Below are 11,482 nucleotides of genomic sequence, written 5' to 3' on the forward strand. Positions count from 1 at the left end.
CACCAGCCAGATCAGGGTGTGATGACGCCCAATTCTACGCCAGATCCCCCCGGCGGCGCAGGGACCGCCATCACGAGCGGCTCCAGCAGCTCATAGTCACAGCCGGATGTCACGACCAGCTCAACCACGTAACGCTGGGCCTGCGACGCGGCGCCGGGCGTGGCGTCGAGCAGGCGAAAAGCGGCGTCACAGCCTGTCGCTGCGCCGACCGTCCCCAGCAGCACCTGCGATCCGAACTCGTACGTTCCGCGCTGCACGAGGCCCGTACACTGCTCGGATTCGTCCACGCGATCGTAAAAAGCGGCCAGATCGTCCGGCGACGTCCAGGTCCAGGTCGTCCCGGCGAGACTCGCCAGAAATTCGTAGCACACGCTGTCCAGCAGCGCCGTGGCGTCCGCATATGATCCGATCTCGCTTTCGAGCGCGGTTGGCTCGCCGGGCGGCAGGGTCGGCGTGACGGCGCTGGCAGCCGCATCCGCCACGCCGGGAGCAGGCGTCGCGGTGATCACTTTTCGCTGGGAGGCAGTGCACGCGGCTAGCAGCCCGGCGGCCACAGCAACCAGGGCCAGCAATCCGTAAGTGCGTACGCGTTCAAAACCGGTGGCGATCAACATGCTGCCGATTGTAGCGCAAAATCGCCCCGAAGCGTGGAGCGTGCCGGACGAAGGCTGGTATTTACAGCGCCAGACGCGTATACTTTTTGACGAGCAGACAGGGCTTCGTGGATTCACGCGCGTCCCAAAGGGAATGGGGACCGGGCGCGCATCGAAGCATTCCGCTGCCACATCAAGCCTTCCACGCCTGAAACGCAGGAATATCACATGAATACCACATCAGCTTATATCGCGGTTGAGGGAGTTATTGGCGTGGGCAAAACCACGCTGGCACGCGCGTTTCAAAAAGAATCGGGCGCGCGCCTGGTGCTTGAAGTATTCGAGGAAAACCCGTTCCTCAGTGATTTTTATGGCGACCGCAGCCGATATGCTTTCCAGACACAAATCTTTTTTCTGCTCAGCCGTTACCACCAACAGCGCCAGCTGGCGGCCCTGCCCCGGCCCATCATCAGCGACTATATTTTCCAGAAAGATCGCCTGTTTGCCGAAGTCAACCTCGCCGGGGACGAGTTTCAAACGTACCTGAGCGTACACGAAGCGCTGGCCGAAAACGTCCCCCAGCCGGATCTGATCGTGTTTCTGACCGCAGACACCGCCACGCTCATGAACCGGATCACGGCGCGCGACCGTCCTTACGAGCGCAACATGGATCCTGACTACATCGACAGCCTGCGCGTCGCGTACGAGCACTTCTTCAGCCGGTTCGACGCCGCGCCGGTGCTGACGATCGATACCAACCAGCTCGATTTTGTGCGCAACCCTGAAGACCGCGAAACCATCTTCGCGCGCATCAGGGGCGCGTTGGGCGAAGGGCCGAGCCAGCCCGCGCTGCCCGGCCTGGAAAGCGGCCCCACTCCTGCGCCAGCCGCCAGCGCACGGCCCGACGAACCCGCCCACCGGCTCAGCGACCTCCAGCGCCTGCACAGCACGGAGCGCGCGCTTTCGTCCGCCGCCGATCCGGCCTTGAGCTTTCTGCTGTTTCAGGAAGAAGTCGGCCACCTTGCTCGCGCCTTCGCGCAGCGTATGGTCGCCACGCAGAGCGGCTCAAGCGACAGCGCCCCGGCGGCCATCCGTGCGGCCCTGGCAAGTGTGCTCGGCCACATCATCCGGCTGGCGAACGACGCAGGAATCGACCTCGAAGAAGCCTATGTCGAGAAGCTGCTGCGCAGCCAGTCGCTTTCCAGGACTGACGCGGAGGGCAACAACGCATGATGATGCCCGAGAACCGCAGCAAGGTCTTCGTCGCCATCGCCGGAAATATCGGCGTGGGCAAATCGACGCTCACGGGCATCCTGGCGGAAGAATTCGGCTGGAAGCCGTTTTACGAAGCCGTCGATGAAAACCCCTATCTGGCCGATTTTTACGCCGACATGCCGCGCTGGAGCTTCCATTCGCAGGTCTTTTTCCTGTCGCGCCGCCTCCAGCATCACCGCCAGCTCGTCGATCATCCCGGCTCGGTCGTGCAGGATCGCAGCGTGTACGAAGATGCCGAAATCTTCGCCTGCAACCTGTACAAACAGGGGCAGCTTTCTGAGCGCGACTACCGCGCCTATCAGGACCTGTACGAAGGCATTCGCGCGTTCCTGCCGCCGCCGGACCTGCTGGTCTATCTGAAGGCAGACGTCGATACGCTGCTGTCGCGCATTCACCTGCGCGGGCGCGACTTCGAGCGCGACATCCTGCCTGATTACTTACAGCGCCTGAACGTGCTCTACGACGACTGGATCGCAAGATGGGACAGTTGTCAGGTGCTGATCATCCCTGCCGACGATATGGACTTCCAACACGATCTCGACGCCCGCGACGCGATCGTTCAGGGCGTGCGCGACTGCCTGCGACCTCCCCTGATCCGCCACCTGCGAACCCACCCCAGGCCCGAAACGCCGGACAGCGCAAGTGATGCGGAAACTATGCTAGAATAGACAGGAGTTGTGGAGGAACGCAGTGATGGGGACGGCACAGGAACCACAGGCCAAGTTGAGCGACACGACGCGACTTTCACTGGTATCCCGGCTGGCACGCGAACTGAACAGCGAGATGCGCCCAGATGATGCGCTGCGGCGTGTTTTGAACACGACTGCCGAGGCGCTGGGCGCGCCGTTCGCCAGCATTGCGTGTCTCAAAAACAACGCAGTTGACTCAGCCTACGCGCTCGGCGGCGACCCCCAGCATACTGCCGGGGTCATGGCACAGGTGGTGAAGTCCGGCCTGGCGGGTTATGTCGCTTATAACCGGTGCACGGTCGCGGTAGACGACATCACGGCCAGCCCGCTGTGGCTGGCGCTGCCGGACGAGCCCCTGTCGCCCCAGACCGGGTCCGCGCTGTGCGCGCCGCTGATTCACGCCGGAAACGTCATCGCCGTGATGACGTTTGCCCACCCCACCCCGGCTTACTTCAACACCGACGCGATCAGTCTGGCGGACACCATCGCGGAAATGGGCGCGACGGCGCTCACCTATACACAGCTTCTCGAAACATCCCGCGTGACAGAAAGCCGTTTTGCGTCCCTGTTCGACGACGCAATCGTGCCGATCATCATCACCGATCTGCAGGGCGCGATCCAGCAGGTGAACCGCCGCGCATATGAGTTTTTGGGCTACACCCGTGATGAGCTGCTGGCGCGCAACATCGCCGCCGTGCACCGCATGGGCACCGGCCCCATTGGCGCGGATCGTTTCGCGCATCTGGAGCGGGGGCTGGAAGTGCGCTTCCAGTCGATCGTGTGGACCAAAGATGGCAGCAGCAAGCCAGTGCAGGTCTACGCGCGCCGCATCAACAGCGGGAAGGACGACGATCGCATCCAGTGGATCGAGCACGACATGTCGTCGCAGATCGCGCTGGAACAGCTCCGCCAGGATCTGAGCCTGATGGTGTATCACGACATGCGCGGCCCGCTGGGGAACGTATACACCAGCCTGGAAGCGATCAAGTCGCTGCTGGGCGAGGACATCGACCCGAGCGTCAAGAGCCTGCTGGAACTGGCCTCACGCGCCGAACGGCAGGTGCGCCGCATGGTCGATGCGCTGCTGGACGTACAGCGGCTTGAGCAGGGCAGCAAGCTCATCAGCCGCGAGAACACGGGCCTGAGCCTGCTCGTCAACCGGGCGATGCTGCAAGTTCAGCCGCAGGCGGGCGACAAAGACATTCGCCTGCGCACGGCATTGGCCGATGACGTGCCGCTGCTGTATATTGATGATGACATGATCGAGCGTGTGATCATCAACCTGCTGGACAACGCCATCAAATACACGCCCGAAGGCGGCACGGTTACGCTGAGCACGGCCAGCGGCGAAAACGAAGTCTACGTGCGCATCAAGGATACCGGCCCCGGTATTCCCGCCGAAGCCCAACCCGTGATCTTCGATAAATTCGCACGCGTCAAACAGCGTAACATGCCCTACGGCGCGGGGCTGGGACTGGCGTTCTGCAAGCTGGCGGTCGAAGCCCACGGCGGGCGCATCTGGGTGCACAGCGAGCCGGGCACCGGCTCGACGTTCACCTTCGCGCTGCCGCTGGAGACATCCGCCGCCCAGGAAACGCCCCTGGCCGATACGAAAGCGCCTTCATGATCGCTTGCGCCGCGATTCCTGAGCCACAGGAAGTAGAGTAAACATGATCCGGGTGCACTTGTTTCGGCAGTCTGCGGCCCGGCTAACCGGGCTGCTGGTCGTGGCGATGATAGCGGCAGGGTGCGGCGCAGAAGCCGAACCGGCGATTATTACCGTCGCGCCCAGCGCCACCAACACACCCGACCAGACTCAAACCGCCGTCGCCCTGGTCGTCACACCAACCGTTACTGCGACCTTCACGGCCTCACCACCGCCTCCCGTCGATCCGGGCGCTGTGCCAACCAGCATCATCGCGCCCACGTTTTCGCCTGCGCCGGTCGTGTACACAGCGACGGTTCCCGCGACCCTGGCCGGGCTGGAAGTCGAATACTTCACGACGGACGTGCAGTCGGTGATGCCCGGCGAAAACGTCACGCTCTACTGGAGCGTGCGCGGCGCGGATCGGGCGCGCATCTTCCGGCTGGACGATACCGGCGAGCGCATCTGGCGCTGGGATGTGGCGGGCGAAGGGCGGCTCACGGTGGGCACGAGCAACGCCGCCGGAGAAGCGGCCAGCTTCCTGATCACCGCCGACGCCAACGGCGCGACGGTCGAACAGCCGCTGCTCATCCCGCTGCGCTGTACGGATGCGTGGTTCTTCACGCCCGCCCCCGAAGGCTGCCCGGTCAACACACCCGAAAGCTCAGCCGAAGCCGAGCAAACCTTCGAGCATGGGCGCATGATCTGGGTGGAAAGCCGGGATCAGATTTACGTGATCTTCGAGGACGGTGCGTCGCCGGGCTGGGCGCAGTATCCCGATAACTTCGAGGATGGCATGCCCGAACGCGACGAGTCACTCGTCCCGCCCTCCGGCCTGAGCCAGCCGATCCGTGGATTCGGATTGGTATGGCGCAGCACGCCGCGCGTACAGGAGCGGCTCGGCTGGGCCGCCTCGCCGGAAGTCTCGTTCGAGGGGATGCTCCAGGCCGATTCAATCGATCCTGGCAGCGCGACCCTCTACCTGCGCGCACGCGATGGTGGTATCCTGGCGCTGGATGCCAGCGCCAATGAGTGGGAACTTCTGCCCGCGCCCGCCGCCGATGAAAGCACCACAACACAATCGTCCTAAGGACCAGATATGTTAGACGAACCTTCTATTTTTGCCGACCGTCTGGTGCCGGAAAGCGCGGCTCCCCCTGATTCGACTGCGGCTGCGCCCAAAGACGAAACCGTGCAGTCGCTCGAAGCAGCGGTGAAAGCCGTCCTGGCCGTCGAGACCATCGATTACACGCCGCCCGCACCCATCGCGGCCAGCTTTACCGGCCACCTGAAAGTGGACAGCGAGGAAGCCTTCGACCAGATCGACGCCCACTTCGCGCCGCTGGATTACCAGCCGATGCTGACCACCAACGAAAAAGGCCAGCACGTCGTGATGGCGATCAAAGGCCGGGTACATCCCAAACCGCGCCCGTGGTGGCCGAACGTCCTGCTGCTGGGCCTGACCATCCTCAGCCTGTTATATGCTGGCGCCGCGCACGAAGCCGGAATGCGTGAAGACAGCTCATTGGCGCTGTGGCGGGGCTGGCCGTACGCGCTGAGTATGGTGCTGATCCTGGGCACGCACGAGCTGGGGCACTATTTCGCCGCGCGTCACCATCACGTCAACGTCACCCTGCCCTACTTCATCCCGGCTCCGCTTGGGTTTGGGACGCTGGGCGCGTTCATCCAACTGCGCGAGCCGATGCGCAACAACAAGATCCTGTTCGACGTGGGCGCAGCGGGACCGCTGGCGGGCTTCATCGTGGCCCTGCCAGTGCTGATCATCGGCCTCGCCACGTCACACATCCAGCCGCTGCCCACCACGGATTACCTGCTGGAAGGCGATTCCGTGCTTTATGCGGGCGCGAAATATGCGATCTTCGGTGAGCTGCTGCCCAACGACCAGCAAGATGTGTTCATCAACCAGCTTGCCAAAGCAGGCTGGACCGGCATGTTCATCACCGGCCTGAACCTGATCCCGCTCGGCCAGTTGGACGGCGGGCATATCGTCCTGACGCTGTTGGGACGCACGGCGCAGCGGCTATACATGCCGCTGATCGGGCTGTTCCTGGTGCTATCGCTGTTCAATTCAGCGTGGCTGCTGTGGACCATGCTGCTGTTTTTCCTGGGGCGCATCTTCGCCGTGCCGATGGACACCGTCACGCCGCTCGATCCACGGCGCAGGCAGCTTGCCTATCTCACCATGGCGATCTTCATCCTGGTCTTCGTGCCAAGTCCCATGCAGCTCGTACAACCGTAAACGAACCGTGACGTTATCATGGCCAAAAAAGAACCCGATCTGACTGGCAAAACACCGCCAGCGCCGCGTAAAACAACGCCTAAAGAAGAAGTCAAGCCGCCCAAGCGCCCGGCGCGCACGCCGAAAGAGGACGTTCCGGCCCAGTGGCCCGCCTCTTCGGGGCGCAAAAAAGCTGAGCCGGCTCCGAAGGCCACCGGCAAATCGGGACGCGGGCGCGTCCAGCCGCCGCCAGAGCCGCCACGGCGCAGGCTGACGCTCAAACACCGCGCCTTGATCGCAATCGTGATATTCACGGTGCTGGCGATTGCGGTGATCGAGCCGTCGATCCCGAGAGCGATCTGGCCGTTCGACCACCCCGCGCCGCAGGCGATCACCGATCCGGATGCGCCGCTGGCCTCGTTTTACGCGCCCTCCGTGCTGCATTGGGCGCCGCAGATCGAGGAATGGGCCAGGGCGTACGAATTGAATCCCAACGTCATTGCCATCGTGATGCAGATCGAGTCGTGCGGCGATCCCGAAGCGATCTCGTTCGCGGGCGCGTTGGGGCTGATGCAAGTGATGCCGCTGCACTTCGAGGATGGCGAAAACATGCTCAATCCCGATACGAACGTGCGACGCGGTATGAACTTCTTCAACCAATGCCTGCGCGACTTTGCGGATTGGGATATCGGGCTGGCGCTGGCGTGTTATAACGGCGGGCCGGGCGTCGTGTACGATCCGATGGAAACGTGGCCTGCCGAAACGCAGCGCTATTACCGCTGGGCGACCGGCCTGTGGGAAGACGCCGTACGCGGCGACGGCGAAAGCGCCACCCTCGACGAGTGGCTGGGATCGGGCGGGCAGAACCTGTGCACGCAGGCTTCCAACCGCCTGTCGAACGATTCATCCAGCTAGGAACGGGGGAGCACACGCGATGATCGAGGCACAGCAGTGTCCCGAATGCGGCGCAGCCTGGACTGACGGCGTGACGTGTGAGGATCACTTTCACCAGATGTTGTTCTGGGAAAATGAGTATCCTGAAAAAACGCTTCCGGTCCATCACCTGCTGGTGCTGTCCTACTATTTGCAGCATCCGAGCCTGTATTCGCCGGACGGACTGGCTCACGGCATGACACTGCTGACGGCGTTTGTCGAACAGGGAGCTGAGCCGGCGGAGATGCGCCGCCGCCAGCGGGACGCGGTCAATTCGGGGAACCGGGCGTGGAACATCACGAGCCGGTCGGGTGCGCGGGGCGCTTATACCTATCCCCCAACCTGGACGATCACCGCCGGAGATATCACAGCACAGGGGGTCGATCCCTACATGGACAACGTGCGGCGCTGGGCGCGCTCGATCCTGGACGCACTCAAAACGTCGGGCAACCTGCCCGCGCAGCCGTCCTGATCAACGCGACTCGTCGCGGTAGACGTTAATCCGCAGCGGGCTGCTGTCAAATGCCCGCGCCAGCAACTCCTCGACCATTGCGCGATCTTCCGCCTCCCCCGGCAGGACCAGCGCCAGATCGTGCAGTCCCTCTTGAATCCACAGCGTCGACAGATTTAGCAGCGCGCGCTCGATGTAGCGCAGCCGCGCCGCGCCGGACGGCGTTTCGCGCGTGATCAGTCCAATGAGCCACGGCGTGCTGTCGCGCCAGATCCACACATCACCGGGGGCGAACAGCCCGCCCCGCCCGCGCTGGCGGTAGTCGCTGACGAACACCGGCCAGCGGTCGGCCAGCGCCGTGTGCAGCGGCGACGCGCCCAATCGCCCGTTCGCGCTCAGTTCAAGGCCGAGTGCCTGCGTATTAGCCGTCCATACGCTGCCGGATTCATAGTTGACCGTCACCGCCTGCATCTCCCTAAACCACCCCCCACAACCATGTTGTGCGGGGACCCCGGAGAACAAAACAAGGGCCGGGAAAGACTGGCTTTCCGGCCCCTGTCGAAACTCAATGAGGTGGCTAAGAAACGGTTAGGCTCCAACCGTCATGTTCAGAGCAATGTTCGGGTCAACCTTGATGCCAGGGCCCATCGTGGAGCTGAGGACCGCGCGGCGAACATAGGTACCCTTGGCCGAGCCGGGACGCGCACGGCGAATGGCGTCCATCACAGCGGCCATATTGTCGCGGAGCTGCGCTTCGGTAAAGCCCACCCGGCCAATCGGCACGTGCACGTTGGCGGTCTTGTCGTTACGGAATTCAACACGACCGGCGCGAGCTTCTTCAATCGCGCGCGGAATGTCTTCGGCGGGAATGAGCGTGCCGGCCTTCGGGTTCGGCATGAGGCCTTTACGGCCCAGCACCTTACCCAGACGACCGATCTTACGCATCATATCGGGAACGGCGAGCGCCACGTCGAAATCGGTCCAGCCTTCGTTGGCGATCCGGGCGATCATTTCGTCGTCGGCCACGTAATCCGCGCCCGCTTCCTGAGCGATGCGCGCGCCTTCGCCCTCAGCGAAGACCAGGACGCGCACCGTCTTGCCCAGGCCGTGCGGCAGAATGACGGTGGTGCGGATCTGCTGGTCGCTGTGGCGCGGGTCGATGCCCAGGCGCAGGTGCAGCTCAACCGTCGCATTGAACTTCACGTACGACGTTTCTTTGACCAGGGTCAGAGCTTCTTCAGGAGTGTAAAGGCGCTGGCGGTCAATCTTCTCAAGCGCCTCCATGTAGTGCTTTCCGTGCTGTGCCATGTTTCATTCTCCTCAGTGGTTATGATGGGCCTGCGCCCTCCCACGTTACCGACAAGCGCAGTACTTACCCGTGCAATCTCAAAACTTAGTCGACCGTGACGCCCATGCTGCGCGCCGTGCCCTCGATCTGGAGCATCGCGCCTTCAATGTCGATCGCGTTGAGGTCCTGCATCTTGACCTCGGCGATCTCGCGCACCTGCTGGCGGGTCAGGTGGCCGACCTTGTTGCGGTTCGGCTCGGAAGACCCACGATCCAGCCCCGCCGCGCGGCGGATCAGGAAAGCGGTCGGCGGGCTCTTCAGGATGAACTTGAACGAACCATCGGAGAAGATCGTGATTTCCGCCGGGACGATCTCACCGATGCGAGTGCTGGTCCGTGCGTTGTATTCCTTGCAGAACGCCATCAGGTTGATGCCGTGCTGCGCCAGCGCGGGGCCAATCGGCGGTGCGGGATTCGCCTTACCCGCATTAATCTGGAGTGTTACGATAGCCTTGACTTTCTTAGCCATGAGTCTCTCAATCCTTCTTATGCATACAGCGGGCGGCCTGGGTTGGCCGCCCGTCGATCCATCACAGTTTCAGGCGAAGGTCTTACGCCTTCTCGACTTGCAGGAAATCCAGCTCGACCGGCGTCTCGCGCCCAAAGAACGACACAAGCACGCGCACTTTCGCCTTTTCCATGTCGATGTCGCCCACCGTACCGATGAAGTCGTTGAACGGGCCATCGACAATGCGCACCTTCTGGCCGGGGCGGAACGTCACCTTGATCTTCGGCGCTTCCGCTTCCATCCGGTGCATAATCTGGTTGACTTCTTCGGGGCGCAGCGGCGTCGGTTCGTTGCCCATGCCCACGAAACCGGTCACGCCGGGCGTGTTACGCACGACGTACCAGGAGTCTTCGTCCATCTTCATCTGGACCAGGATGTAACCGGGGAACACACGGCGCTCAACCGTACGCCGCTTGCCCTCACGGACTTCAATCTCTTCTTCGGTGGGCACGACCACATCAAAGATCTTATCCTGCATGCCCATCGTTTCGATGCGCTGCTCGATCGCGTGGCGGACCTTGTTCTCCTGGCCGGAATAGCAGTGCACGACGTACCATTTACGGTCCGTGTCCTGCTCGTCTTCCGCTTCCCCGACCTGGAGGTCAAAGGTAAGGTCGTCGATGTCGTCCCCACCACGCGCGTGGTTTGCTTCTTGTTCCTGGTCGTCATCCGAATCCAGGTACAAGGGTTCGGGATCGAAGTCTACGCCCTCATCCTTGTAATCATCATCAAACATGATCTCGCCTTTTTCGCCTCATCCAACTGACGGAAAATGGACAGCCACGCAGAAGCTCTCCGTGCGGCTGCCGCCCCTGGCTATACCCGGTCGCGCAAAAATGCGTACGCGCCACCACCGACAACCAGTGCCACGGCAGCAATCACCAGGAACGTCGTTTCCGAGTCGGGGCTGAAGGCTTGGTGGAACCACCAGGCCAGGAATGTATCAAGAAGGCCCAGCACAACTGCAAACGCGATCGTCACGCCCAACACAACGGTTGTCAGGCGAAGCGTCTCATCACGGTCCGGCCAGGTGACCTTCTTGATTTCAGATGCGACCCCACGGAAATAGGCCACAATGTTGCGAACCACCGGAATGCGGCTCACCAGGCTGGGGCGCGGCTGCTTCGTCTGACGGGTGCTGGGAACAGATCGATCCTGGCGCGCGACCGACGACTGCGCCGTGCTCTCGACAGCAGCATCACGGCGGCGACGGCGACGGCTATCGGACAGAACCTCAGCCTCGTCGCGTTCCGTGGTTTCTTCCGGCTGATCCAAGCTGCGAGTACGTGTGCGTGCCACTCTGTGCTCCTCGTAAATAGCTTTCGCTTATATCCAAGACACCGTCGCGAGGACGGTGTCTACACTAACGAGCGAGTCATCTTAAAAGGCAGGGGAGGCAGGAATCGAACCCGCAGCCTACGGTTTTGGAGACCGTCGCTCTGCCAATTGAGCTACTCCCCTAGATCGTGGGGCGTATGTGTTGCCCCAACAACTCACTTATTACTGTACGCTACTTCGTCTCGCGATGCAACGTATGCTTATGGCAGCGCGAGCAATACTTTTCAAGCTCAAGACGCTGCGGATCGTTGCGGCGATTCTTCATCGTGGTGTAATTCCGCTCCTTGCATTCGGTGCAAGCGAGGTGAATCACCGTACGAATATCTTTTTTCTTAGCCATTGCTCACTCGGTCCCGTCTATCCGGGAAAAAGGGCCGGTTTTGCGACCGGCCCTTGACCATCGCTCAACTTATTCCAGGATTTCGGTGATGACACCCGCGCCGACGGTCAGGCCGCCTTCACGG

Annotated in this window: 14 protein-coding genes and 1 tRNA gene; 7 read left to right on the forward strand and 8 right to left on the reverse strand. The window is 62.2% G+C overall.

Annotation, left to right across the window (positions count from 1 at the left end; translation table 11 throughout):
• Positions 1-11: 11 nt before the first annotated feature.
• Positions 12-614, reverse strand: coding sequence for a hypothetical protein (locus tag V7116_RS15660; protein WP_324392887.1), 603 nt, complete (start codon positions 612-614; stop codon positions 12-14).
• A gap of 207 nt (positions 615-821) precedes the next feature.
• Between V7116_RS15660 and V7116_RS15665 the strand changes: the two genes are divergently transcribed.
• From V7116_RS15665 to V7116_RS15695, 7 genes are read left to right on the forward strand one after another with little or no spacing between them, the layout of a single operon-like run.
• Positions 822-1,826 carry a deoxynucleoside kinase gene (locus tag V7116_RS15665; protein WP_324392888.1) on the forward strand — a complete coding sequence of 335 codons (1,005 nt, stop codon included), beginning with the start codon at positions 822-824 and terminating at the stop codon, positions 1,824-1,826.
• Positions 1,823-2,536: a deoxynucleoside kinase gene (locus V7116_RS15670; protein WP_324392889.1), complete on the forward strand. Its 714-nt coding sequence runs from the start codon at positions 1,823-1,825 to the stop codon at positions 2,534-2,536. The genes V7116_RS15665 and V7116_RS15670 overlap by 4 nt, the downstream gene beginning before the upstream one ends.
• A gap of 25 nt (positions 2,537-2,561) precedes the next feature.
• The gene (locus V7116_RS15675) at positions 2,562-4,184 is read left to right on the forward strand and encodes a GAF domain-containing sensor histidine kinase (protein ID WP_324392890.1); all 1,623 of its coding nucleotides are present in this window, start codon (positions 2,562-2,564) and stop codon (positions 4,182-4,184) included.
• A 43-nt stretch (positions 4,185-4,227) separates the two neighbouring features.
• Positions 4,228-5,292: a hypothetical protein gene (locus V7116_RS15680; RefSeq protein WP_324392891.1), complete on the forward strand. Its 1,065-nt coding sequence runs from the start codon at positions 4,228-4,230 to the stop codon at positions 5,290-5,292.
• 9 nt (positions 5,293-5,301) lie between these two features.
• Positions 5,302-6,462, forward strand: coding sequence for a site-2 protease family protein (locus V7116_RS15685; RefSeq protein WP_324392892.1), 1,161 nt, complete (start codon positions 5,302-5,304; stop codon positions 6,460-6,462).
• 18 nt (positions 6,463-6,480) lie between these two features.
• A complete protein-coding gene (locus tag V7116_RS15690; protein ID WP_324392893.1) occupies positions 6,481-7,356 on the forward strand; it encodes a lytic transglycosylase domain-containing protein in 876 nt (291 codons plus the stop codon).
• Positions 7,357-7,375: 19 nt separating this feature from the next.
• Positions 7,376-7,846 (forward strand): DUF5946 family protein, encoded by a 471-nt coding sequence (locus V7116_RS15695; RefSeq protein ID WP_324392894.1) that lies wholly within the window; start codon positions 7,376-7,378, stop codon positions 7,844-7,846.
• Here V7116_RS15695 and V7116_RS15700 read toward each other — a convergent pair whose 3' ends face one another.
• The 7 genes from V7116_RS15700 to rpmG all read right to left on the reverse strand — a co-directional run bounded on the left by V7116_RS15700 (position 7,847) and on the right by rpmG (position 11,358).
• Positions 7,847-8,287 carry a hypothetical protein gene (locus V7116_RS15700; protein WP_324392895.1) on the reverse strand — a complete coding sequence of 147 codons (441 nt, stop codon included), beginning with the start codon at positions 8,285-8,287 and terminating at the stop codon, positions 7,847-7,849.
• 126 nt (positions 8,288-8,413) lie between these two features.
• Complete coding sequence (gene rplA, locus V7116_RS15705) at positions 8,414-9,133, reverse strand: 50S ribosomal protein L1 (protein ID WP_324392896.1); 720 nt, start codon at positions 9,131-9,133, stop codon at positions 8,414-8,416.
• 85 nt (positions 9,134-9,218) lie between these two features.
• The gene (gene rplK / locus V7116_RS15710; RefSeq protein WP_324392897.1) at positions 9,219-9,641 is read right to left on the reverse strand and encodes a 50S ribosomal protein L11; all 423 of its coding nucleotides are present in this window, start codon (positions 9,639-9,641) and stop codon (positions 9,219-9,221) included.
• An 82-nt stretch (positions 9,642-9,723) separates the two neighbouring features.
• Positions 9,724-10,416: a transcription termination/antitermination protein NusG gene (nusG, locus tag V7116_RS15715; protein WP_349258542.1), complete on the reverse strand. Its 693-nt coding sequence runs from the start codon at positions 10,414-10,416 to the stop codon at positions 9,724-9,726.
• An 80-nt stretch (positions 10,417-10,496) separates the two neighbouring features.
• Complete coding sequence (gene secE, locus V7116_RS15720; RefSeq protein ID WP_324392898.1) at positions 10,497-10,979, reverse strand: preprotein translocase subunit SecE; 483 nt, start codon at positions 10,977-10,979, stop codon at positions 10,497-10,499.
• A gap of 89 nt (positions 10,980-11,068) precedes the next feature.
• Positions 11,069-11,141, reverse strand: a tRNA-Trp gene (locus V7116_RS15725).
• A gap of 49 nt (positions 11,142-11,190) precedes the next feature.
• A complete protein-coding gene (gene rpmG, locus V7116_RS15730) occupies positions 11,191-11,358 on the reverse strand; it encodes a 50S ribosomal protein L33 (RefSeq protein WP_119072793.1) in 168 nt (55 codons plus the stop codon).
• Between the last annotated feature and the right edge of the window lie 124 nt (positions 11,359-11,482).

Source organism: Aggregatilinea sp., from assembly GCF_036822615.1.
Lineage (GTDB): Bacteria > Chloroflexota > Anaerolineae > Aggregatilineales > Aggregatilineaceae > Aggregatilinea.